The organism is Candidatus Rokuibacteriota bacterium (assembly GCA_016188005.1).
In the GTDB taxonomy this organism is placed as follows: domain Bacteria; phylum Methylomirabilota; class Methylomirabilia; order Rokubacteriales; family CSP1-6; genus UBA12499.
Map to the genome: position 1 here is coordinate 1 of JACPIQ010000097.1, position 21,824 is coordinate 21,824.

The following is a 21,824-nucleotide window of genomic DNA, read 5'->3' on the forward strand; positions in this document are numbered from 1 at the left end:
CGTTGGGATGCACCATGCCCGGGCCCAGGATCTCGAGCCACCCGTCCTGCTTGCAGACGCGGCAGCCCTCGCCCCCGCAGAGGAAACAGAGCACGTCCACCTCGGCGGAGGGCTCCGTGAACGGGAAGAACGAGGGACGGAAACGGATGCGCGAGCGGCTGCCGAACATCTCCCGCGCGAACAGCTCCAGCGTCCCCTTGAGGTCGCCCATGGTGATGTGGGCGTCCACCGCCAGCCCCTCGACCTGGTGGAACATGGGCGAATGGGTGATGTCGGCGTCCCGGCGGTAGACCTTGCCCGGGCAGATGATCCGCACCGGCGGGCGCTGGGCCTTCATGGCCCTGATCTGCACCGGCGAGGTGTGGGTCCGCAGCAGCGTGTCCGGCGAGAGGTGGAAGGTGTCCTGCATGTCCCGGGCCGGGTGGTCGTCGGGGAAGTTGAGCGCGGCGAAGTTGTAGTAGTCAGACTCCACCTCGGGGCCCTCGGCGACCGAGAAGCCGAGCCCCTCGAAGATGGCGATGATCTCGTCCTGGACGCGGGTGATGGGGTGGACGGCGCCCGGAGGCGTGAAGCGTCCGGGGAGGGTGAGATCCACCCGCTCAGCCTCCCGGGCCCGGCTCCGCTCGTGGGCCTGGAGCGCCTCGAGGCGCGCAGCGACGCGCTCCTCGATCTCGGCCTTGGCGCGGTTCGCCGCCTGTCCGACCCGCGGGCGGTCGGCCGCCGGGACGGCGCCCAGCGAGCGCAGCAGCGAGGTCAGCTCACCGGAGCGCCCGAGGATCCTGATGCGGATCTGCTCGAGGTCGGCGGTGGACAGGGCGGCGGCGATCTCGGCCAGCGCCCGGTCGCGGATCTGCTGGACCCGCGGGTCCGGCGCCACGCTCAGGCGCGGCTCGCCGTTCGCGCCGTCTCCGCCAGCTTGGCGAAGGCGGTCGGGTCCTGGACGGCCAGCTCCGCGAGGATCTTCCGGTCGAGGCCGATGCCGGCTTTCCTGAGCCCCGACATGAAGGCGGAGTAGGAAAGGCCCAGCTGCCGGCACGCCGCGTTGACGCGGATGATCCAGAGCGAGCGCGCCCGCCGCTTCTTCTGCTTGCGCCCCCGGTAGGCGAAGGCGCCCGCGCGGAGCACGGTCTCGGCCGCCGTGCGGTGGAGCTTTCGCCGGCCGCCGAAGTAGCCCTTCGCCCTCTTCAGCACCTTCTTCCTGCGCTGGCGGGTCTTGGCCCCGCCCTTGGCCCGTGGCATGGTTCCCCTCTCCTCTTCCTTACAGGTATGGGACGAGCTTCTTGAGCCGCGGCTGGTCGGCCGGGCTGATGAGCGAGGCTTTGCGGAGCCGCCGCCGACGCTTGGGGGGCTTCGCCTCCAGGAGGTGACCCTTCCACCCGCTGCGCCGCTTGAGCTTCCCGGACCCGGTGGCCTTGAGGCGCTTGGCCGCGGCCCGCTTGGTCTTCATCTTCGGCATGAGGATCTCCTAGTGGGCCTTCGGGGACAGGATCATGCTCAGCATGCGCCCCTCCATGCGGGGGTGGCTCTCCACCACCGCCATGTCGCTCATGATCTCGGACATCCGGCTCAGCATCTTCCAGCCCAGCTCGGTGTGCGCCATCTCGCGTCCCTTGAACCGCACCGTCACCTTCGCCTTGTTGCCCTCCTCGAGGAAGCGCCGCACGTGCTTGGCCTTGAAGTCGAAGTCGTGCGTGTCCGTCTTGGGCCCGAGCTTGACTTCCTTGACGACGATCGTGGTCTGCTTCTTCCGCGCTTCCTTCTGCCGACGGGCCTGCGTGTACTTGTACTTCCCGAAGTCCATGATCCGGCACACCGGCGGCGCCGCCTCGGCCGCCACCTCCACCAGATCCATGTCGCGCTGCCTGGCCAGCTCGAGCGCCTGGGTGATGGGGAGAATCCCCAGCTGCTCGCCGTCGGCGCTCACCACCCGCACCTCCCGCACGCGAATCCCTTCGTTGATCCGGATCTCCTTGGGCTGTATCGCTCTGGCTCCTTGGTGTGCGGGGCTCAGGCCGGTCGCCCCACGGTGAGGGTGGCGGCACGACTGCCGATCTCGGTGGCGAGTTCCGACACGATGCGCTCCACGGGCAGGGCCCCGGCGTCCTCGCCGCTGCGCCGGCGCAGGCTCGCCGTCCCGTGCTGCGCCTCGCGCTCACCCACGACCAGCATGTAGGGAACCTTCCGCAGCTGGGCCTCGCGGATCCGGTACCCGAGCTTCTCGTTGCGGTCGTCCAGCTCGGCCCGGATGCGCGCCGTGCGGAGCCGGGCGAAGACGGTCCGCGCGTACTCCCCGTGCTTCTCGCTGATGGGCAGGACGCGGGCCTGCACGGGCGCCAGCCACGTGGGGAAGGCCCCCGCGAAGTGCTCGGTCAGGAGGCCGATGAACCGTTCGTAGGAGCCGAAGATGGCCCGGTGGATGGCCACCGGCCGTTTGGGCTGCCCGTCGGAGTCGATGTACGTCAGCTCGAACCGCTCCGGCAGCATCGCCAGGTCCACCTGCACCGTCGCGATCTGCCACTGTCGGCCCAGCACGTCCCCCACGTAGATGTCGATCTTGGGCCCGTAGAAGGCGCCGTCGCCGGGGTTCAGCTCGTGGGCGAGCCCGTTGGCCTTGAGCGCCTCCGCGAGCGCGCCCTCGGCCGCGTCCCACTGCGCCTCGGACCCGAGCTTCTTCTCCGGCCGGGTCGACAGCGTGAAGGTCGGCTGGAGCTCGAAGGTCTTGTACCACTCCCGGACCAGGTCGAGGATGCCGACGATCTCGTCCTGGAGCTGGTCCGGCCGGCAGTAGATGTGGGCGTCGTCCTGGGTGAACTGACGGACGCGGACGAGGCCGGTGAGCGTGCCCGACCGCTCGTTGCGGTGACAGCGCCCCATCTCGGAGTGGCGCAGCGGCAGATCCCGGTAGGAGCGCAGCGCCCGCCGGTAGACGAAGGTCGATGGCGGGCAGTTCATGGGCTTGAGCGTGAAGAGCTCCTCCTCCACCTCCACCTTCAACATGTTGTCGCTGTAGTGCTCCCAGTGCCCCGACTCCTCCCACAGCCGCTTGTGGATCAGCATCGGGGTGGAGATCTCCTGGTAGCCGCGGTCGTCGAGATGCTCGCGGGCGAACTTCTCCAGCTCGCGCACCAGGATCATCCCGTTGGGCAGCCAGAAGGGCGCCCCGGGGGCCACGTCGTGGAAGTCGAAGAGGTCCAGCTCCCGGCCCAGCTTGCGGTGGTCGCGCTTCTTGGCCTCCTCCAGGCGCCAGAGGTGCTTGTTCAGATCCTCCTGGGTGAGCCAGGCCGTCCCGTAGATGCGCTGGAGCATCGGCTTCCGCTCGTCCCCGCGCCAGTAGGCTCCGGAGGAGGTGAGGAGCTTGAAGGCCTTGAGAGCGCCGGTGGAGCGGACGTGGGGGCCACGGCAGAGATCGAGGAAGTCACCCTGGCGGTACACCGAGACCGTGGGCACGTCGAGCCCATCGAGGATCTCGACCTTGAAGGGCTCGTCGCGCTCCTTGAAGTAGGCGATGGCATCGGCGCGCGCCCACTCCTCCCGGACGAAGGGCAGGTCCGCCTTGACCAGCTCCCGCATCTTCGCCTCGATGCGCTGGAGATCCTCGGGCGTGAAGGGCGTGGCCTTGAGGAAGTCGTAGTAGAAGCCGTCCTCGATGGCCGGGCCGATGGCGACGCGCACGTCGGGGAAGAGCTGCTTCACCGCCTGGGCCAGGACATGCGAGGTCGAGTGCCGGAGCGTCGGCAGGGGTTCCGGGAGACAGTCGTGCTCCCCGGCGAATTTCAGGTGTCGGTCTTCTTCCGACTCAGCCATCAGATCCTTTCGTGATCCGGAGACAAAAAAGCACCACACGGACGGCGCCCGGTGATGCTCTCGACTGCTCTAGTCGCGCACCCGCTGTCGCCTCGCGATGGGCACCCCTCGATCAACGGGATCGGATGGTAGGCTCGGGCGGTTTCGAACCGCCGACCTCTTGCGTGTCAAGCAAGCGCTCTCCCACTGAGCTACGAGCCTGCCTCCCCGGAAAAAACAGTGAACATGCTACAGGATACGCGACAGGCCTGTCAAGGGAGGCGCCCCCGGCCGAGGGCGTTCCTAGCGCAGGAACTGGTTCACGAAGCTGTTGCCGACGATCTGGTAGCTGAACAGGCCGCTGACGGGGAGCCCCTTCTGGCCGAGGATGTCCGGCACGGGCGGGAAGGGCTGGGCCAGGCGCACCGCGTTCATCGCGTACTCGTCGAGGATCTCGACGCCCGAGGAGCGCCTGAGCTCCAGGAGCTGCAGGTGCCCGTCCTTGGCGATGTGGAACTCGATGAGGAGCTGACCGCCGATGCCGCGCTCCCCCGCCTCGCGCGGGTAGATCCACTTCGACTTGATGCGCTCGCGGAGCTTGCCGAAGTAGTCGACGTACTTCGGATCCTGGGTGTCGAGCGGGACGGGCTCGCCCTCGACGCCGCCGTGCCCGTCCCTGAGCCCCCCGCCGCCCCCGGGCCGCCTCAGCATGGCGGCCGGAAGGTCGAGCCCTGCCCTGGTCTTCGCCAGCATCTGCCCTCCCGGCTCGGATGCCGGAGCCGGACGCGCGGCGCCGGGCCTGCCTTCCGAGGGGGTGGACTCCGTGGGCTGAGTCGGGGGGGCGGGGCTCTCGCGCTCGGGGGCGCGGGCCTGAGGCCCGGGGACGGGCGCCGGCTCGGGGGCGCGCGGCGCCGGGGTCTCCGGTGGGGGTGCGGGCGACGCCTTGGCGACCTGCTGCTGGGGGGAGGCCGGCACGGGCGCCGGCTTCGGTGCCTCGGCGACCCTGGGCCGCGCCTCCCGGGCCTTGGGCACTGGCGGCTCCTGGGCGCGGCGCGCGGGCGGCGCCTGCTCCGGCCCCACGGGACGCGCCGGATTGCCGCGCGGGGCCGGCTCCTCGGGCCGGTCGGGGGCGATATCGACGAAGAGCGGCTCCCCGCGCTTGACGATGATCGTCGGTCCGAGGGCGCCCGCCAGGTACACGGAGGCGGCAAGCAGCGCGTGGAGCGCGACCGAGCAGACGAGGGCAACCAGCAAGACCCGCCGCGAACGGTCTGTCGGCAGCCAGATCTTCATACCCCGCGATTATGCCACGGCCCACTCCCGGGGCCCGGCTCCCTGACCACGGCCTGCCAGGCCGCTGGAACCCCCGCATCCTACAGGGTGCGGCCGACGGCCTCCGCCACCGGGCGCAGCTCCCGCATGAGCTGGGCGAACCTGGACGGCTTGAGGGACTGCGGCCCGTCCGACAGGGCCTCCTCCGGCCGCGGGTGCACCTCGACGATGAGCCCGTCGGCCCCGCAGGCCACCGCCCCCTTGGCCATGGCAGGCACGAGGTCCCAGTGGCCCGTCCCGTGGGAGGGGTCCACCACCACCGGCAGGTGCGACAGCTTCTTGATGACCGGAACGGCGTTGAGGTCGAGGGTGAAGCGCGTCGCCGTCTCGAAGGTGCGGATACCCCGCTCGCAGAGGATCACGTTGGGGTTGCCGGCGGACAGGATGTACTCGGCCGAGAGCAGGAACTCCTGGATGCTCGTGGCCATGCCGCGCTTGAGGAGCACGGGCTTGCCCATCTCCCCCACGCGGCGGAGGAGCGTGAAGTTCTGGATGTTGCGCGCGCCGATCTGCAGGACGTCGGCGTACTCCGCCACGAGCTCCACGCTCTCCGTCTCCAGCACCTCGGTGACCACGGGCAGCCCCGTCCGCTTCTTGGCCTCCTTGAGGTACTTGAGCCCCTGCTCCTTGAGCCCCTGGAAGGCGTAGGGCGAGGTGCGAGGCTTGTAGGCCCCGCCTCTGAGGATGCTGGCACCGGCCTGCTTGACGGCCTCGGCCACCTCGAAGACCTGCCCCTCCGACTCCACCGAGCAGGGCCCCGCCATCACGATCACGCGCTGGCCGCCCACGGTCACGCCGTTGACCCGCACCTCGCTCGGCTCCGGCCGGATCTCGCGGCTCGCGAGCTTGAACGGCTGCTGCACGGGCATGACGGCTTCCACCGTCTCCAGCGCCTCCAGCAGCCGCAAGTCGGCCTTGCCGCGCTCCTCACCGACGGCGGCGACGATGGTCTTGAACTCGCCGCGGATGGTGTGGGGCTGGTACCCCAGCTCGAGGACACGCCCGCACACGTGATCGACTTCCGCGTCCGTCACTCCCGACCTGAGCACGATGATCATCTTGTTCTCCTTCGCCTGGGGCGGGCACCGGGCTGTCGCCCGCCCGCCCCCGCCGCAACGTCGCGCCCCGCTGATTCCCGCGCGGGGCGTCAGCCGCCGTCACCCGCGCCGGGTCTCAGTCGCCCTCATCCCGGGCGGGTACCCGGGCTGTCGCCCGCCCGCCCCCGACGGAACCTCACGCCGCGCTCTTTCTCCCGCGGGGCGTCAGCCGCCGTCTCTGTCGCCCGATCTCAGCCGCCGCCCTCACAGGGTGCGCCCGAGGACTTCGGCGAGGGGGCGAAGCTCCCTCATGAGCGCGGCGAAGCGGTCCGGCTTGAGGGACTGCGGCCCATCCGACAGCGCCTCCTCCGGCTTGTTGTGGACCTCGATGATGAGCCCGTCGGCCCCGGCGGCGAGCCCCGCCCGCGCCATCGCGGCCACGTACTCCCAGTGCCCCGTTCCGTGGCTCGGGTCCACCACGACAGGCAGGTGCGAGAGCTTCTTCACGACGGGGACGGCGCTGAGGTCGAGGGTGAAGCGCGTCGCCGTCTCGAAGGTGCGGATGCCCCGCTCGCAGAGGATCACGTTGGGGTTGCCGCCCGCCAGCACGTACTCGGCGGACAGCAGCCACTCCTGGATCGAGGTGGACATGCCGCGCTTGAGGAGCACGGGCTTGCCGCACTCGGCGACCCGCTTGAGCAGGGAGAAGTTCTGGACGTTGCGCGCGCCGATCTGCAGCACGTCGGCGTGCTCCGCGACCACCTCCACCTTGTCGGGCTCCATCACCTCCGTCACCACCGGCAGCCCCGTCTTGCGACTCGCCTCCGCCAGGAGCGCGAGCCCCTCCTCCTCCAGCCCCTGGAAGGCGTAGGGCGAGGTGCGCGGCTTGAACGCCCCGCCCCGGAGCATGTGGGCGCCGCCGTCCCTGACCCCCTCGGCCACGGCCATGAGCTGAGCGCGCGACTCCACCGAGCACGGTCCCGCCATGACGACCACCGGCCGGCCGCCCACCGGCACTTCCCCCACCTTGAACTGGGTGCTCCCGGGGTGGGCTTCGCGGCTCGCGAGCTTGAAGGGCTGGAGGATCCGGACGACCCCCTCCACGGCATCCAGCGACTGGAGCGCCAGGAGCTGTTCCTTCGCGCGATCGTCCCCGACCACGCCAATGATGGTCCGTACCTCCCCCCGGGAGAGGTGGGTCCTGAATCCGAAGTCCACCACCCGCCGGCAGACGTCCTCGATGTCCGCCTCGGTCGATCCCGGCTTCATGATGATGATCATGCCGTGCCTTTCCCGGGCTCCCCTCGCCCGCCGGACGCTCGCGCTCCGCGACTTCCCTCGCCCGATCTCAGCAGCCGTCAACACAAAGAAAAACGCCGCGGGCCTGTTGCCCGCGGCGTTGGGCTCGATCTCGATCGCCACGGGCTGGCGGTTCGTCCGCCCGTGGCTCCCGGAGGCTAGCTCAGGAAAGCCAGTAGGCGGACGGGGGGAAAGTAAAAGTAGAACCGCCAGCCCTGCGCGACCCCGTTCCCCGTCCGTGCCACCGTCTTGCCTCCTGTGCGAAACGTGGGTGCCAGTCTACGAAGCCGCCGGGGGCCTGTCAAGCCCCCCCTTCCCCGGACCCCTGCCCGTTGCGCGCCTGGAGCCACCCGACGATACGGTGGCGATAGTAGTAGAGGGGCAGAGCCACGGCCACGGCGAGGGTGGTAAGGAGCACCACCTGGATGTAGTGGCCGGCCGCGGTCTGGGAGCCCTGGGCTGACAGGATCCAGGTACCCGGCATCCGGCCGAGCCCGGAGACCAGCGCGAACACCCACACCGGCATGGGGCTGATCCCGAAGAGGTAGCAGACCATGTCCTTGGGCAGACCGGGGATGAGATAGATGATGAAGCAGAGGATGGCGCCTTCGGCCTCGACGATGAACCCGAGCCGGGCCCACGTCTCATTGCTCACGAGCTTGCGGACGAAGTGCGCGCCGAGCCAGCGTCCGGCCCCGAAGGCGGCCACGGAGCCCAGGGTGAGTCCGATCGTCGAGTAGACGAAGCCCAGCGACACCCCGAAGAGGTAGCCCCCGAGGAAGCCCGTGGCCTCGCCGGGGACGGGGGAGATGACGACCTGAAGCGCCTGGATGACGATGAAGATCACCGGGGCCAGGATCCCCCATTCCCGCAGGGTCAGCTTCAGGAACTCCTTGTCCTGGTACAGGCGGCGCACGAATCGGTAGCCCGCGAAATCGTCGGCGAGGAGCAGCCAGAGACAGGCCGCGGTGAAGAGGACCGAGCCGCCGGCGAGGACCGTCCAGCGGTAGCGCGAGATCAGATCCCGCATCGCCCCATGGCCGGCGCGTGGCCCGGCGGGTGGGGGCTCATGTCGCGGCAGCCACGGACGTCGGCTCCATGCGGCCGAACCACCCGTACCGGGGCCACCACCGCGGGAGCACCGGATGCCGCGCGGCGAGGCTCGTGAAGGCGGCGAGCCAGCGCGTCGGGGCGTGCATCGCGAAGAGCTGTGCGCACCAGAGGATCCGGTAGGCGCACCGGTAGCGCCCTACCAGCCGGCGGTAGTGCTCGAGCCCTTCGGCGAGACTCGTCCGACCCTCGATGACTGCCTGCACGATCTTGCCGCACTCACCCCCGAAGTAGAGCGCCGGGCGAATGCCCTCGGCGGTGAGCGGCATGCACTGCCCGGCGGCGTCGCCCACCGCGAACAGGTGCCCCACGGTCGGCCGGAGGAGCCGGTTTGGAAAGTAGGTGCCGTGGAAGCTGGTGGCGGCGATGCCGCGGTCGGAGAGGAAGCGATCGAGGGCGGGCTTGAGCTTGGAGGCGCCCACGTAGGAGCCCAGGCCGACGAGGCTCTGCGCGCCCGCCGGGAAGATCCAGCCCAGGCCGCGGCGGATCAGTCCCTTGTCGAGCCAGAAGGAGAGCCCCTCGCCCGTGAGATCTGCGCGCGCCTCCAGGCCGAACGAGTAGATGCCGCCCCGCGGGCGTTCGGGCTGGCCGCCGTTGACCACGGCGCGCCGCCACCCCGAGCAGTCCACCACGACCGGTGCGCTGAAGCGTCCCTCGGTGGTGAGCACGGCCCCCTCCTCGACGCCGGTCACCCGCGTGCGGAGGAAGCGCGCCCGGCACTGAGCGAGCAGGCCCAGGCAGAAGGCCTTGTAGTCGAAGGTGCAGAAGGGCACGGCCGACAGGTCGTACGTCACGCTGCGCCCGGGCGTGCGCACCGTGAGCCGCTCGTGCACCTGGAGCACGCTGCCGGCCACCCCGAGGGTCTGGGGCACCCAGAGCGGGGTGCCGCACGCCGAGGTCTGGACCGCGCCCACCTCGTTGCCGTCGAGGAGAAGGACGTCCCCGCGAAGCTGGCGGGCCACACCGAGCCCCGCGAAGCTCGCTCCGACCACGATCGCATCGTACTCGCGTGCCGACATCTCGCGTCCGCGACCTCCCAGCTTCGCCCGCCTTGCGCGGAGCGCCAGAGGGATACTCCGCCAAGCGCCCGACGATGTCAATTCCGCCCCTTGGCGTCCTCGTACTTGAGCACGCGCACCTTCTCCATGGTGATGAGCCCGCCCGGCATCATGCGGTCCACCAGGGGCAGAACCCGGTCCAGGTGCTCCTGGGAGTCCACCACCTCGATGACGAGCGGCAGGTCGGTGGACAGGCGGAGGATGTTGGCCGTGTGCACGACCGAGGCGGCGCCGAAGCCGGAGACGGCGCGCAGCACGGTGGCCCCGGCGAGCCCCTCGCGCCGGAACAGCTCCAGCAGCGCCACGTGCAGGGGCCGGTGCTCCCACCGGTCGCTCTCGCCGATGAACACGCGCATGAGGACCTGCTCGCCGTCGAGCTTCCGCATCGCTAGGCTCCTCCCCTCGCGGCGGTGAGGACCCGGCCCAGCTCGAGGCCGAGGCCGCACACGAGTAGACAGAGGGTGGTCGTGACCAAGACGTTGAGCGCGGCGTAGAGCCAGTCGCCGCTCTCGAGGAGCTTGAGCGTCTCGTAGGAGAACGACGAGTAGGTGGTGAACCCGCCCAGGACGCCGATCGTGAGGACCAGCCGGACGGCATCGGGGATCACCAGCGTGCTCAGGCCGACCTGCTGGAGCAGGCCGATCAGGAAGGAGCCGAGGACGTTCACCAGGAGCGTGCCGTACGGGAAGTCGGACCCGAGCCAGCGCGCCGCGACGCCACCCGCCCAGTAGCGGGCCCCGGTGCCGAGCGCCCCGCCCAGACAGATGAGGATCAGCCGCACGCGCCAGGCGGGCGAGGCACGACCGCCGGCCGGCTCCCGCTCCACGGCGCTGCGGCCTCGAAGGCCGCAGAGGCGGCGAGCACGGTCCGGTCGGCGTGACGTCGGCCCACGATCTGCAGTCCCACCGGAAGTCCCGAAGCGGTGAAGCCCGCGGGGACGGTGGCGGCAGGTTGGCCCGTGAGATTGAAGGGGAACGTGAAGGGCACCCAGCCGAGCGGCGAGATCGCCCGACCGTTGATCGCGGCCGGCGGGGGACCGGCCGCCGGGAAGGCCGGAACCGGCATCGTCGGGGTGATGAGCAGATCGAAGCGGGCCAGGAAGCGCTGCACCTCACCCCAGAGCTCGCGCCGGCGGCGCGCGGCCTCGAGGTACTGCGCGGCCGTGACTGTCTGGCCGAAGCGCAGGAAGGCGACGAGCGTCCGGTCGAGCTCGCGCTCGGCGTCCGCCAGCCGGCCGCCCCAGGCCGCGAAGGTCTCGGCCGCCGCCATGACGCGGAAGATCTCCTCCGGGTCCTCCCACGTGGGCACCACGGCCTCCACGTGGCAGCCCAGGGACTCGAACTCCACCGCCGCCCGTTCGCACAGCGCGGCCACCTCAGGATCCACGAGGGCCCGGCCCAGGTCCGGCGCCCAGGCGACACTGAGGCCGGCGATGCCCGCGTCGCACGCCGCGAGGAAGAGGCCGCCCGCGTCGGCCGGCAGCGAGTGGCGGTCGCGATCGTCGGGCCCGGCGAGGGCGTCCAGCATGAGGGCCGCATCCCGCACGGTCCGCGCCATGGGGCCCGTGTGTGAGAAGGTCTCCCAGCCGGGAAAGCCGGGCCCGGACGGAACCCGCCCGAACGAGGGCTTGAGCCCGTAGATCCCGCAGAACGAGGCGGGGATGCGGATGGAGCCGCCGCCATCCGTCCCGAGGGCAAAGGGGCCCAGGCCGGCGGCGACGGCTGCGGCTGCGCCGCCGCTGGACCCGCCCGGCGTCATCTCGAGGTTCCAGGGGTTGCGCGTGATCCCGAAGAGCGGGCTGTCGGTCATGCCCTTGTGGCCGAACTCCGGCGTCGCGGTCTTGCCGATGATCACGGCGCCGGCCGCCCTGAGGCGCTCGACGCTGACCGCGTCCTCCTCGGGATAGTGCTCGACGAAGAGCCGCGACCCACCCGTGGTCCGTATGCGGCGGGTGAAGATGAGGTCCTTCACCGAGACAGGCACACCGTGAAGAGGCGGGAGCGGCTCTCCCGAAAGCACGGCCACCTCCGCCGCCAGGGCGGCATCACGCGCTTCCTCCTCGGCGACCGTGCAGAAGGCGTTGAGGAGCGGACCGAGCTCGGCGATGCGCGCCAGGATCGCGTCCGTCACCTCGACCGGGGAGACCTCCCTGTCGCGGATGAGCCCCGCCAGCTCGACGGCCGAGCGCCAGGCGAGGTCGGCGCCGGCCATCAATGCCGGGCCGGGCGCCGCGCGAGAGTCAGGTCCACGTGGGTGGCGCTGGCCCCCTCGATGACCGTCACGCGGCACAGATCCTCGCCCTTCGCGTACTCCGCCCACTGGCCCTTGAAGCCCTCGGGGTTCACGAAGCGCTCGGTGGCCCTCTCCCGCCAGCCGCTCCGGGGCATGAGGCGGCGCACCTCGGCGAGGGTGGCCTCCACGTCGGTCTTGGCGAAGTAAACCAGCTTGGCGGCCGTGACGCCGGCGGTCTCGATGACCACCCAGTCGCGCGAGTAGGGCTGCCACGCTTCGGAGACGGGGACATCGGTGAAGGGCTGGGCCGGCAGGCCCCCCGTGGACGCGCAGGCACCAAGCAGAAGGGCGCAGCCAGCGACGAAGGCTCGCACGGCCCGCATTGTAGCATCAGCGCCCGGAGGGACCGGAGGCTCGCCCGAAGATCGCCTCGAGACAGCGCCGGGTGCGCCGGGGCCCATCACCCGCGGCCAGCGCGGCGTGGAGCCGCCTGAGGTCCGCCTCGGTATCCACGTCGAACCACCGGGGCAGCAGATGTGTCCGGAGTCCGAGCCGCGCGGCCTTCTCCACGGTCAGGGCCAGGACCCGCTCCGTGCTCCACGGGATACCCTCGAAGAGGTCCGGCCGGGGCTGGCGGAGCCCGATGAGGTAGTACCCGCCGTCGTCGCAAGGGCCCAGCACCAGGTCCGCGGCATCCCGCCCGAGGACGTCGGCGGCTTCCAGCACATGCGCCATGGGCAAGGTCGGGCTGTCGCTGTCCAGGGCCATGGCGCCCGGGTGCCCCTGGGCGATCAGGGTCGTCAGGAGCCGCGAGAGCCGCTGCCCCAGGTCCCCCCCCTGCTGAGCGACGAGCCGGAATCCCTCCGGGGCGAGCGCGGCCATGCGCGCGGTCCCGGCCGGCGGCGTGAAGGCCGCCAGCGGCGCGATCCCGGGCAGGGCAGCCAGCGCCTCGAGCCTGTCGAGCAAGAAGCAGCGATAGAGGAGCGTCGCCATCTCGGGGGCCAGCGGCGGGGAGAGCCTCGACTTCACCGGCCCGAGCCCCGGCACCTTCGCCATCACCGCCACGGCCGGCGGGACGACCGATGGGCTGGGGCCTCTCAGGAGGTGCCCGCCCGGAGCAGCACCCACACGTTGAGCCCGACGAAGGCCACGATCGAGGCGGTGGACAGGAAGACGTAGGAGACGTAGACGGCCTCCTGGCGGTTGAGGCCGATCCCCCGCGCGACCCGCCCCCAGAGCGAGTTGCGCACGAAGCTCACGGACTCGTGGTTGAGCGTGGGCATGCCCAGGAGATCCACGAGGACGTGGTAGCCGTCCATCTCGAGGAAGCAGAAGGGGTAGAGGCTCACGAACAGCGACTGCAGCTGAAGGACGGCCGAGGCCGCGAGGAACCCCTTGAGGAGGCCGGGGCCCAGCAGGCTCGCGACCCAGAGGTAAAACGCGCCGAGGAACAGATGCACCAGCGGCCCCACCAGCGCGGCGACGAGGCGGGCCCGCCGCGAGCCCATGAAGATGTCGGTCACGTCGGCATAGAAGGTCGGGATGAAGCCGTGGAGCATCGTGAAGCCGAACTCCCGGACGTGCCGCCCGTAGTGGACGAGGGCCAGCGCGTGGACGACCTGGTGGCTGATCACCGTGAGCCAGAAGAAGAGCTTCACGAGCAGGATGGCCACGATCGGGTGCGCGGCCAGCGCGCTGGAGACCTCGGCCCGGTCGGCCCAGAGCAGCACGGCACCGCGGGCGCCGAGCACCGTGATGAGGCCGAGCCCCACGGCCGCGAACGGGGTGAAGATCACGAAGGCCCCGTAGCGGTAGACGCGCTCGAAGAGGTTGTGAGCCCGACGGCTCGTCACGGTGAGCTTCTCGAGCACCCTGAACGCCGCCTCGGCCGCGCGCACCGCGGGGTTGCGCCGGTGCCGGGCCAGCACCTCCCGCAGGCGGGAGACAGGGCGCATCGTCAGGAGCTCGGCGCGGCGGAGCTTGGAGATGAGGGTCGGGATGATGTCGAAGTCGAAGGCGCCGTAGCGCAGCACGTACGCGGTGGCCATCTCCTGGAGCGACGTGCGCCCGTCCATCTGGTCCCAGAGGAAGCGCTCCGGCTCCGTGAGCTGGATGTAGCGCTCGGTCTGCCGGTTCTTCAGGACATAGGAGGTCGTCCTGCGCACGCCGGAGCGAAGCTCGGCGATCTCGCATTGCTCGAGGGGAATCCGCTGCGGGCGGTGCTGGAGATAGGCGAGCCCGCTCTCGACCTTCTCGATCCGGAAGCTCTCGCCCGCCTCATCGCGGACCAGGAGCTGCATCCGGGCCTTGGGCCTGGGCGTCCCCGTCCCGTCCGGCGTAGCCACGCCCCTATCCCGGTGAGGTGTGCTCGACGTCGAGGCCCGTGGCCTCGAGACCCCAGCGCGTGACCTCCGCCACCAGCTCACCGGAGTCGCGCAGGCGCTTGATGAACACCTGCACGAGCTGGTAGAAGAACGCGGTCGCCGCTCTCGGGCTCGTCTCGATCAGGCGGTCGAGGTTGGCGCGGTCGAGCCCGTAGAGGACGACATCGGTGTCCGCCTGGACAGAAGCCGACCGGGGCTGCCCGTCGAAGAGGCTCATTTCCCCGAAGAAGTCGCCCGGCTCCAGTCGGGCCAGCACCTGGTCCACGCGGCCCGTGACGTGCTTCGAGATGACGACGGTGCCGGAGCGGATCAGGAACATCTCGCTCCCGCGATCGTGCTCGCGGAAGAGGACCTCTCCCGCCCGCAGCCGACGCTCCCTGAGCCAGGGCCACGTGGCCTGGAGCTCACGCTCGGCGATGTTCCTGAACAGGAGCACCTGCCGAAGGAAGGCGAGGTCCGGCGGCGAGGCCACTCAGCGAGATCCGGCGCGGGAGGGGAGGGGGCGCAGCGCGGTCACGTCGCCCAGCGCTTCATCATGACGGTCCGGAGCGCGCGCACCCGCTCGGCGTCGGACGTCTGCCCCGTGCGGGCCACCGCCCGCATCACCGCTGCACGCTCCTCGGCTTCGAGCTCGTAGGCGGCGAGCACCGCGGCGGGATCGCGGACAAGATCGGCGAAGAAGTCCTTGTCGATCATGGCCCGCCCGACGAGCTCCCGGATTCCCAGCCTTCCCATTCATGCCCCCTGCGGAGAGGAGTGTGGCTCCCCGGGGAGATCCGGCCTACGGTGGACCGTGGACATCCGCGGGGGTCGCCCGTGTCGCTCGGACGCGACCGCGAACGGCGCCTCATAGTAGCATGTATTCCCGCCGTGGACGCGCGCGGACGTCGGACAGGGGGACGGCCGACCTCGGGCCTCGTCCCTCGGGAAGGCGTCGACACGACCGTCGAGAGCTCCGTGCGGTCCCGGCCCTGCCGCCCCGGCCGCACGAACGCGCGTCCCGCGGCGATCAGCGCTGTCTGGTGGATTTGGCCCATCACCGGATGGTGCCCTAAACTCCGCTCACATCGACGACGCTTCCAGAGATCACCGAGCCATGAGGAGGACACGCATGCCGCTCTATCTCGACGTGCACCACAAGATCGATGGGCTGACCGGCGCAGCGGTGAGCGACGCCCACCAGAAGGACCTCGAGGTCCAGCACAGGCACGGGGTCAACTACCTCCGCTACTGGTACGACGAGGGCACCGGCAAGGTGTTCTGCCTCGTCCAGGCGCCCAGCAAGGAGGCGGCGGAGGCCGTCCACCGCGAGGCCCACGGGCTCCTCGCCGACGAGATCCACGAGGTGAAGGAAGGGGCGTAGCGGCGCGCGCGACGCCGGTCGCCATGTCCTGCTCGCAGTGCGGCCACGGCAATCCGGCCACGGCCAGGTTCTGCAACAACTGAGGAGCCCAGATCGAGACGGCCTGCCCAGCCTGCGGCCGGGCCAACCCGCCGGGCAGCCGCTTCTGCAACGCGTGTGGCGAGGCCCTCGGCCCGCGGCCGTCCCCGGCCCCGGCTGCCTCGCCCCGGACGGGTCCGGCGGCCTACACGCCCAAGCACCTGGCCGCGCGCATCCTCGCCTCCCGCGAGACGCTCGCCGGCGAGCGCAAGCAGGTCACCGTTCTCTTCGCCGACCTCAAGGGCTCCATGGAGCTGCTCGCCGACCGCGATCCCGAGGAGGCGCGCCGGCTCCTCGACCCGGTCCTCGAGCACATGATGGAGGCCGTGCACCACTACGAGGGCACGGTCAACCAGGTCATGGGCGACGGGATCATGGCGCTGTTCGGCGCGCCCCTCGCCCATGAGGACCACGCCCGCCGCGCCTGCTACGCAGCCCTCCGCATGCTGGCGAGCGTGGAGCGCTACGGTGACGCGGCGCGGCGCAGCCACGGCGTGCCCATCCAGATCCGCGTCGGCCTCAACTCCGGCGAGGTGGGTCCGCGCCATCGGCGGCGACCTGCACATGGACTACACCGCGGTGGGGCAGACGACCCACCTGGCGGCCCGCATGGAGCAGATGGCCAAGCCGGGCTCCATCCTCCTGGCGCCGGCAACCCTGGGTCTCGTCGAGGGATACGTGCAGGTCCGATCCCTGGGGGCGGCGTCCGTCAAGGGGCTCGGCGACCCCGTGGAGGTCTTCGAGCTGGTGGCCGCCACAGCGACCCGGACGCGCCTGCAGGTCGCCGCCGCGCGGGGCCTCACCCGCCTCGTCGGACGCGACGCCGAGCTCGAGCACATGCGCCAAGCCCTCGAGCGGGCGCGGGCCGGGCACGGACAGGTCGTCGCCCTCGTGGGCGAGCCGGGTGTGGGCAAATCCCGGCTGGCATGGGAGCTCGCTCCTAGCGAGAACCCCGGGACTTCACGCCGATTCTTTGGTGGTGACCCCGGCGGGATTCGAACCCGCGATCTCGACCTTGAAAGGGTCGCGTCCTTGGCCAGGCTAGACGACGGGGTCTAAACGCTCATCACTGCGGCGAAAGCACGCGCATCATAGCAGACGGCGGCGGCCGCGACAACCGCGCCCACGGGCGCGGGCTCTCTGCTCCTACAGGCAAGCTTCGAAGAGGCCCGCGGCGCCCTGGCCACCACCGATGCACATCGTCACCACGCCGTAGCGCGCCCGCCGCCTGAGCATCTCGTTGGCGAGCGTGCCGACCAGCCGCGAGCCCGTCATCCCGAAGGGATGGCCGATGGAGACCGACCCGCCGTTGACGTTGAGCTTGTCGGGATCGAGGCCGAGCCGGTCGCGGCAGTAGACCACCTGCACGGCGAACGCCTCGTTCAGCTCCCACACGTCGATGTCGTCCACCCTGAGGCCGTGGCGCTTGAGGAGCTTCGGCACGGCAAAGACCGGGCCGATCCCCATCTCGTCCGGCTCGCACCCCGCCACGGCGAAGCCGCGGAAGACGAGCTTCGGCCGGACACCGAGCGTCTCGGCCCGCTCCCGCGACATGAGGAGCGTCGCCGAGGCGCCGTCGGAGAGCTGGGAGGAGTTGCCCGCGGTCACCGTGCCCTGTCCGCTCTGCTTGTCGAAGTGGGGCGGCAGTCCCAGCAGCCCCTCGAGCGTCGTGTCCGGCCGGTTGCACTCGTCCTTCTCGACGTAGTACTCCTCCTTGCCGACCACCTCGCCCGTCTTCTTGTCCAGGAGGCCGCGCGTCACGTGCATGGGCGCCAGCTCCTCCTTGAAGAAGCCCTCCTGCTGGGCCCGCGCGGTGCGCTGCTGGCTCCTGAGCGCGTACTCGTCCTGCGCCTGACGGCTGATCTTGTAGCGCTTGGCCACGACCTCCGCCGTCTCGCCCATGACCATGTAGAGGCCGGGATGGCGCTCCTTCACCCAGGGGTTCGGGTTGTTGTCACGCTGGAGCATCGTGATGCTCTCCACCCCGCCTCCGATGGCGGCCTCCGCCCCATCGTTCATGATGTGGTGCGCCGCCATCGCGATGGCCTGGAGCCCCGAGGAGCAGAAGCGGTTGACGGTGGTGCCGGGGATGGAGGCCGGCAGCCCGGCGCGCAGCGCCGCCACGCGGGCGATGTTGTGCCCCTGGGGGCCGTGCGGCTGGCCGCAGCCGAGGACCACGTCCTCGATCTCGGCCGGGTCGAGCTGCGGCACCTTGCCCAGCACATCCCTGACGCAGTGGGCGGCGAGATCGTCCGGCCGCGTGAGATTGAAGGACCCGCGGAACGACTTGGCCAGCGGGGTCCGGGAACTGGCCACCACCACGGCTTCTCTCATCGGCCTGCCTCCCTCATCGATTATGATCGGGTCCGTAGCCGGCGTGCGCGAGCGAACAGAGCCGGGGGCGAGTATACGCGACTCCGGGACCGCCGCGGAGACCTGGTTGCCGGCCCCGAGGAGGGGACGCGCATCCGGGCGTCGCCACAGCAGGACACCGGCTCGGGCGGGCCGAGCTCGTTGGGGCCACCCGCGGAGTCGACCGACGCAGCCCCTGAGTCAACGAGGAGGAGCCCTGATGGCACAGAAGTCTGTCGTCCTCACCGACCGCGCGCCAGGCCCGTTCCGCGGCGCGCCCTACTCCCAGGCCATCCGCGTCGGCGATCTGGTCTTCGTCTCGGGCCAGCTCCCGGTGAAGGCGGGGACCTCGGCGATCGCCGGCGCCACCATCCAGGAGCAGACCGAGCAGGTGATGGCCAACCTGAAAGCCATCCTCGAGGCTGCCGGCAGCGGGCTCGACCGCCTGGTCAAGACCACGGTGTTTCTCGCGCACCTCGAGGACTTCCCGGGGATGAACGAGGTCTATCGCCGCCACGCCGGCGAGGCCCCACCCGCCCGTTCCACCGTCGGCGGCGCTACGCTGCCGCAGGACGCGCTGGTCGAGATCGAGGCCATCGGGCATGTGTGAGCCCGTGCGGAGAGATGGTAAGCCGTCCGGGGATCGAACCCGGGACCCCCTGCTTGAAAGTGGGCCAGCAGAACTTCTGGAGCTACCCCGGTCTTGTGGCGGGCGCAGGGCTTGGGGGGCCATGCCACCGCCCCCTGCCGTCTTTGGTAGTTGATCGGGGACTCGTCGCCGAGGTGGAGTGGTGCCGGCGTTTGCGGATCGTCACGGTGTGAGAGCGAACCATCCTTGGTCTCTCTTTCATGGGCGGGTCGTCAGCACGAGCCGGGCATCGACGACGCTGAGCCCGTCCGGGTAGGCCAGGACGGGGTTCAGGTCAAGTTCCCCAACGTGGGGACAGGTCGCGACGAGGTCGGAGACCCGGAGCAGGAGCTGGACGAGGCTGCTCCGGTCCACCGGAGGGCCCCCCCGGAAGCCCCCCAGCACCGCGGAGCCCCGGACCTCGTCGAGCATGTCCCGGGCATCCTGCTCGGCAAGCGGCGCCACCCGGAAGGCCACGTCCCTCAGCGCCTCCACCATGACACCGCCCAGCCCGAACATGACCACAGGCCCGAACTGGCGGTCGCGGACCGCGCCGACGATGACCTCTTGCCCGGCGGGCATCATCGGCGAGACGAGGACACCCCGGATCTCAGCGTCAGGCCGCCAGCGGCGGGCGCCGGCGAGGATCCCGGCGAAGGCCGCGCGGATGGCGTCCTCGCCGGAGACGTTGAGCCTGACCCCGCCCGCTTCCGACTTGTGCAGGATGTCGGGCGAGACGATCTTCATGGCCACGGGGGTACCAAACGCAGCCGCTGCCGCGACGGCGACGTCGGCACTGGGTGCCAGGACGAAGTCGGCCACCGCCACGCCGTGGCGGCGCAACAGCAGCCGGACCTCGTGCTCGAGGAGGCGGTCCCGACCGAGGCGGAGGGCCTCGGCGACCTCGGCGGGCGTCTCCGGCGGCGTCTCCGGCAGCGCGAAATCACCCCGTGCCTCCACCCGCTCCAGGTCGGCCCCGCGGCGGGCGAGCACGGAGATCGAGGCCGCGGCGATCTCGAGGGACTCGTGGACCGGCACGCCGTGCTGCCGCAGGATCTCATGGGCCTCGGGCTTGAGCCCCGCATAGCAGCTCTGAACGACGAGCGGGAGACCGGTCTCCTTGACGAGCGCGCCGAGACGGAGCGCGGTGGCATCCTCGATCGGGCCGAGCGCTTCGGCGAAGCGGATCCTGTAGCCGCCGAACAGCCCCACGATCAGCAGCGCGTCCACGCCGGGGTCGGCCAGGCAGTGCGCGGCGCACGCGGCGAAGAGCCCGGGGTCGGCATCGGTGGCGCCGGCCACGTCCACAGGGTTGTTCACGGTGGCCGCCGCGTGCAGGATCGAGCGGAGCTTCTGCTGCGTCTCCGCCGACAGCTCGGGGACTTCGAGGCCGTCGGCGCTGAGCGCGTCGGCCGCCAGCGTGGCGTGGCCGCCGCCGTCGGCCAGGACGGCGACGCGATTGCCGCGCATCGGCGGCAGCGTGGTGAGCGCCTCGGCGGCCGGCAGCAGCTCGTCGGAGCGGCGCACGCTGATGACCCCCGCCTGCCTCAGCGCGGCCTGGGCCACCACCGCACTGCCGGCGAGCGCGCCGGTGTGGGAGCTGGCCGACCGCTGGCCCACCTCCGAGCGGCCGCCCTTGAGGAGGAGCACGGGCTTCCGGCGGACCGTCTCGCGCGCGGCGCGCAGGAAGGCTCGGCCGTCCTTGAATCCCTCGACGTACATCAGAACCAGGTCCGTGTCGGCGTCCTCCCGAAAGTAGCGGAGGTACTCGTCCCAGCGGATGTCCGCCTCGTTGCCCACGCCGACGTAGGCGCTGAAGCCGAGGCGGCTTGTCGCCGAGGCCTCCACCATCACGGCCAGGGCCATGTTCCCGCTCTGGCAGAGCAGCGCCAGCCGGCCGGGCCGGACGTTGCGGACGCCGACCAGGTTCAGCCGATGGGGCAGGTTGAACAGGCCCGACGTGTTGGGGCCCACGAGCCGGATCCCGTGGCGATGCGCGCGTTCGACGATCTCGGCCTCGAGCGCGCGGCCCTCGCGGCCCGTCTCCGCGAAGCCGACCGCGATCACGACCGCGCCCCGGACGCCCTTCCGCCCGCAGTCCTCCAGAACCTCGGGCACAGTGAGCGCCGGCGTGACGATCAGGGCGAGGTCCACGGGACCCGGGATCGCCGAGACGCGCGGGTAGACCTGGAGCCCCAGGATTTCCGCCCCGCGGGGGTTGACGGGATAGATGGCACCCGGGAAGCGGTCCTCCTGGAGGGTGCGGATCGCCTGGAACCCCCTCTTGGTCTCGTCGTTCGAGGCCCCGACGATCGCGACCGACCGCGGGCGCAGGATCGCCTCGAGGTCGCTCTTCATGGCTCAGATCCCCCTGAAGGCGGGCGGGCGCTTCTCGGTGAAGGCCCGGACGCCCTCCTTCCAGTCCTCGGTGCTCATGCAGGCCACCAAGGCGCCCACCTCGGCGCTCATGGCCGTCTTGGGATCGAGCCGGGAGTGGCGGTTCAGGTGCGCCTTGGCGAATCGCAGCGAAAGAGGGGCTTGGCCGGCAAGGGCAGTCGCCAGCGCCTCGGCCTCCACGTGGAGCTGTGCGAGCGGGACCGCCTTCGTGGCCAGGCCGAGGGTCACCGCCTGCCGGCCGGTGAAGCGGCCGCCGAGCATGATCAGCTCCCGGGCCTTGCCGAGCCCCACCAGCTCCGGCAGGAGGTAGGTGAGCCCCCCGCCGAGATAGGTGCCGAGCCCGACCTCCGGGAACCCCATCTCTGCCTCCTCGGCCATGACGACGAAGTCGCAGCTCAACGCCATCTCGGCGCCGGCGCCGAGCGCGTAACCGTTGACGGCCGCGACGACCGGCTTGGGGCAATCCTGGAGGCGCGCGCACGCGCGCTGGCCGGCCCACGCGTAGGCGCCCTTCTCCGCCGCCGTCCGCTCCCGCTCGCGATGGGCTTTGAGATCCGCGCCGACGCAGAAGGCCCGGCCCTCGCCGCCCACGACGATCGCTCGGACGCCGCCGTCCTGCTCCGCATCCGTCACAGCCGCCTCGAGGGCTTCGTAGAGCGGCTCGGAGACCGCGTTGAGCCGGTGCGGACGGTTCAGGCGGATCCAGGCAATCCGCTCCCGCCTGTCGTAGAGAATAGGGCGCTCAGATTCGGGCAAGTCGTGTCCTCCTGT

General features: G+C 70.9%; 23 protein-coding genes, 2 tRNA genes and 1 pseudogene. 3 read left to right on the forward strand and 23 right to left on the reverse strand.

Going from position 1 to position 21,824, the window contains the following annotated elements; genetic code table 11:
* From pheS to HYV93_19050, 19 genes and pseudogenes are all read right to left on the reverse strand, one after another.
* Positions 1-877, reverse strand: an 877-nt coding sequence (gene pheS / locus HYV93_18960; protein MBI2528051.1) for a phenylalanine--tRNA ligase subunit alpha, incomplete at its 3' end; no start/stop codon positions are given.
* Positions 878-879: 2 nt separating this feature from the next.
* Positions 880-1,239 (reverse strand): 50S ribosomal protein L20, encoded by a 360-nt coding sequence (gene rplT, locus HYV93_18965; protein MBI2528052.1) that lies wholly within the window; start codon positions 1,237-1,239, stop codon positions 880-882.
* A 19-nt stretch (positions 1,240-1,258) separates the two neighbouring features.
* Complete coding sequence (rpmI, locus tag HYV93_18970; GenBank protein ID MBI2528053.1) at positions 1,259-1,456, reverse strand: 50S ribosomal protein L35; 198 nt, start codon at positions 1,454-1,456, stop codon at positions 1,259-1,261.
* A gap of 9 nt (positions 1,457-1,465) precedes the next feature.
* Complete coding sequence (locus tag HYV93_18975) at positions 1,466-1,960, reverse strand: translation initiation factor IF-3 (protein MBI2528054.1); 495 nt, start codon at positions 1,958-1,960, stop codon at positions 1,466-1,468.
* A gap of 47 nt (positions 1,961-2,007) precedes the next feature.
* A pseudogene (gene thrS / locus HYV93_18980) lies at positions 2,008-3,841 on the reverse strand (threonine--tRNA ligase).
* 89 nt (positions 3,842-3,930) lie between these two features.
* Positions 3,931-4,005: transfer RNA gene (locus tag HYV93_18985), tRNA-Val, on the reverse strand.
* A gap of 81 nt (positions 4,006-4,086) precedes the next feature.
* On the reverse strand, positions 4,087-5,076 hold the full coding sequence (locus tag HYV93_18990; protein ID MBI2528055.1) for a TonB family protein: 990 nt from the start codon (positions 5,074-5,076) through the stop codon (positions 4,087-4,089).
* A gap of 80 nt (positions 5,077-5,156) precedes the next feature.
* Entirely contained in the window at positions 5,157-6,173 is a 1,017-nt protein-coding gene (aroF, locus tag HYV93_18995; protein ID MBI2528056.1) for a 3-deoxy-7-phosphoheptulonate synthase, read from the reverse strand.
* 243 nt (positions 6,174-6,416) lie between these two features.
* A complete protein-coding gene (aroF, locus tag HYV93_19000; protein MBI2528057.1) occupies positions 6,417-7,433 on the reverse strand; it encodes a 3-deoxy-7-phosphoheptulonate synthase in 1,017 nt (338 codons plus the stop codon).
* 319 nt (positions 7,434-7,752) lie between these two features.
* Positions 7,753-8,481 (reverse strand): TVP38/TMEM64 family protein, encoded by a 729-nt coding sequence (locus HYV93_19005; GenBank protein ID MBI2528058.1) that lies wholly within the window; start codon positions 8,479-8,481, stop codon positions 7,753-7,755.
* Positions 8,482-8,518: 37 nt separating this feature from the next.
* The gene (locus tag HYV93_19010; GenBank protein ID MBI2528059.1) at positions 8,519-9,580 is read right to left on the reverse strand and encodes a hypothetical protein; all 1,062 of its coding nucleotides are present in this window, start codon (positions 9,578-9,580) and stop codon (positions 8,519-8,521) included.
* A 77-nt stretch (positions 9,581-9,657) separates the two neighbouring features.
* On the reverse strand, positions 9,658-10,005 hold the full coding sequence (locus tag HYV93_19015; protein MBI2528060.1) for a DUF190 domain-containing protein: 348 nt from the start codon (positions 10,003-10,005) through the stop codon (positions 9,658-9,660).
* A 2-nt stretch (positions 10,006-10,007) separates the two neighbouring features.
* Positions 10,008-10,400: a fluoride efflux transporter CrcB gene (gene crcB / locus HYV93_19020; GenBank protein MBI2528061.1), complete on the reverse strand. Its 393-nt coding sequence runs from the start codon at positions 10,398-10,400 to the stop codon at positions 10,008-10,010.
* On the reverse strand, positions 10,391-11,830 hold the full coding sequence (locus HYV93_19025; GenBank protein ID MBI2528062.1) for an amidase: 1,440 nt from the start codon (positions 11,828-11,830) through the stop codon (positions 10,391-10,393). The genes crcB and HYV93_19025 overlap by 10 nt, the downstream gene beginning before the upstream one ends.
* Positions 11,830-12,234 (reverse strand): hypothetical protein, encoded by a 405-nt coding sequence (locus HYV93_19030; protein MBI2528063.1) that lies wholly within the window; start codon positions 12,232-12,234, stop codon positions 11,830-11,832. The genes HYV93_19025 and HYV93_19030 overlap by 1 nt, the downstream gene beginning before the upstream one ends.
* A 7-nt stretch (positions 12,235-12,241) precedes the next feature.
* Positions 12,242-12,907, reverse strand: coding sequence for a TIGR04282 family arsenosugar biosynthesis glycosyltransferase (locus HYV93_19035; GenBank protein ID MBI2528064.1), 666 nt, complete (start codon positions 12,905-12,907; stop codon positions 12,242-12,244).
* A 41-nt stretch (positions 12,908-12,948) separates the two neighbouring features.
* Entirely contained in the window at positions 12,949-14,196 is a 1,248-nt protein-coding gene (locus HYV93_19040) for a hypothetical protein (protein MBI2528065.1), read from the reverse strand.
* A 4-nt stretch (positions 14,197-14,200) separates the two neighbouring features.
* On the reverse strand, positions 14,201-14,707 hold the full coding sequence (locus HYV93_19045; GenBank protein ID MBI2528066.1) for a cyclic nucleotide-binding domain-containing protein: 507 nt from the start codon (positions 14,705-14,707) through the stop codon (positions 14,201-14,203).
* A 41-nt stretch (positions 14,708-14,748) separates the two neighbouring features.
* Positions 14,749-14,970, reverse strand: coding sequence for a hypothetical protein (locus HYV93_19050; protein ID MBI2528067.1), 222 nt, complete (start codon positions 14,968-14,970; stop codon positions 14,749-14,751).
* Between the two features lie 376 nt (positions 14,971-15,346).
* Between HYV93_19050 and HYV93_19055 the strand changes: the two genes are divergently transcribed.
* Both HYV93_19055 and HYV93_19060 read left to right on the forward strand, forming a co-directional pair.
* A complete protein-coding gene (locus HYV93_19055; protein ID MBI2528068.1) occupies positions 15,347-15,598 on the forward strand; it encodes a DUF4242 domain-containing protein in 252 nt (83 codons plus the stop codon).
* A 326-nt stretch (positions 15,599-15,924) separates the two neighbouring features.
* The gene (locus tag HYV93_19060) at positions 15,925-16,620 is read left to right on the forward strand and encodes an adenylate/guanylate cyclase domain-containing protein (protein ID MBI2528069.1); all 696 of its coding nucleotides are present in this window, start codon (positions 15,925-15,927) and stop codon (positions 16,618-16,620) included.
* 33 nt (positions 16,621-16,653) lie between these two features.
* Here the strand turns inward: HYV93_19060 and HYV93_19065 are convergent.
* Together HYV93_19065 and HYV93_19070 are read right to left on the reverse strand one after the other, a co-directional pair.
* Positions 16,654-16,732: transfer RNA gene (locus tag HYV93_19065), tRNA-Glu, on the reverse strand.
* A gap of 90 nt (positions 16,733-16,822) precedes the next feature.
* Positions 16,823-18,010 (reverse strand): thiolase family protein, encoded by a 1,188-nt coding sequence (locus HYV93_19070; GenBank protein MBI2528070.1) that lies wholly within the window; start codon positions 18,008-18,010, stop codon positions 16,823-16,825.
* Between the two features lie 238 nt (positions 18,011-18,248).
* On the opposite strand from HYV93_19070, the gene HYV93_19075 reads away from it, so the two are divergent.
* Positions 18,249-18,638, forward strand: coding sequence for a reactive intermediate/imine deaminase (locus HYV93_19075; protein MBI2528071.1), 390 nt, complete (start codon positions 18,249-18,251; stop codon positions 18,636-18,638).
* Between the two features lie 237 nt (positions 18,639-18,875).
* Here the strand turns inward: HYV93_19075 and HYV93_19080 are convergent, their stop codons facing one another.
* Both HYV93_19080 and HYV93_19085 read right to left on the reverse strand, forming a co-directional pair.
* Positions 18,876-21,014: an acetate--CoA ligase family protein gene (locus HYV93_19080; GenBank protein MBI2528072.1), complete on the reverse strand. Its 2,139-nt coding sequence runs from the start codon at positions 21,012-21,014 to the stop codon at positions 18,876-18,878.
* Positions 21,015-21,017: 3 nt separating this feature from the next.
* Positions 21,018-21,809 (reverse strand): enoyl-CoA hydratase/isomerase family protein, encoded by a 792-nt coding sequence (locus HYV93_19085; GenBank protein MBI2528073.1) that lies wholly within the window; start codon positions 21,807-21,809, stop codon positions 21,018-21,020.
* Positions 21,810-21,824: the final 15 nt, after the last annotated feature.

Bases quoted from the DNA above. Each gene is read 5' to 3' on its own strand.
- HYV93_19015 (MBI2528060.1), bottom strand. From the start codon at position 10,005: ATGCGGAAGCTCGACGGCGAGCAGGTCCTCATGCGCGTGTTCATCGGC.
- HYV93_19075 (MBI2528071.1), top strand. From the start codon at position 18,249: ATGGCACAGAAGTCTGTCGTCCTCACCGACCGCGCGCCAGGCCCGTTC.
- aroF (MBI2528057.1), bottom strand. From the start codon at position 7,433: ATGATCATCATCATGAAGCCGGGATCGACCGAGGCGGACATCGAGGAC.
- HYV93_18990 (MBI2528055.1), bottom strand. From the start codon at position 5,076: ATGAAGATCTGGCTGCCGACAGACCGTTCGCGGCGGGTCTTGCTGGTT.
- aroF (MBI2528056.1), bottom strand. From the start codon at position 6,173: ATGATCATCGTGCTCAGGTCGGGAGTGACGGACGCGGAAGTCGATCAC.
- HYV93_19055 (MBI2528068.1), top strand. From the start codon at position 15,347: ATGCCGCTCTATCTCGACGTGCACCACAAGATCGATGGGCTGACCGGC.
- rplT (MBI2528052.1), bottom strand. From the start codon at position 1,239: ATGCCACGGGCCAAGGGCGGGGCCAAGACCCGCCAGCGCAGGAAGAAG.
- HYV93_19035 (MBI2528064.1), bottom strand. From the start codon at position 12,907: ATGGCGAAGGTGCCGGGGCTCGGGCCGGTGAAGTCGAGGCTCTCCCCG.
- HYV93_19010 (MBI2528059.1), bottom strand. From the start codon at position 9,580: ATGTCGGCACGCGAGTACGATGCGATCGTGGTCGGAGCGAGCTTCGCG.
- HYV93_19025 (MBI2528062.1), bottom strand. From the start codon at position 11,830: ATGGCCGGCGCCGACCTCGCCTGGCGCTCGGCCGTCGAGCTGGCGGGG.
- HYV93_19070 (MBI2528070.1), bottom strand. From the start codon at position 18,010: ATGAGAGAAGCCGTGGTGGTGGCCAGTTCCCGGACCCCGCTGGCCAAG.
- HYV93_19060 (MBI2528069.1), top strand. From the start codon at position 15,925: ATGGAGCTGCTCGCCGACCGCGATCCCGAGGAGGCGCGCCGGCTCCTC.
- rpmI (MBI2528053.1), bottom strand. From the start codon at position 1,456: ATGCCGAAGATGAAGACCAAGCGGGCCGCGGCCAAGCGCCTCAAGGCC.
- HYV93_19030 (MBI2528063.1), bottom strand. From the start codon at position 12,234: ATGCGGGCCGTGCGAGCCTTCGTCGCTGGCTGCGCCCTTCTGCTTGGT.
- HYV93_19080 (MBI2528072.1), bottom strand. From the start codon at position 21,014: ATGAAGAGCGACCTCGAGGCGATCCTGCGCCCGCGGTCGGTCGCGATC.
- HYV93_19005 (MBI2528058.1), bottom strand. From the start codon at position 8,481: ATGCGGGATCTGATCTCGCGCTACCGCTGGACGGTCCTCGCCGGCGGC.
- HYV93_19050 (MBI2528067.1), bottom strand. From the start codon at position 14,970: ATGGGAAGGCTGGGAATCCGGGAGCTCGTCGGGCGGGCCATGATCGAC.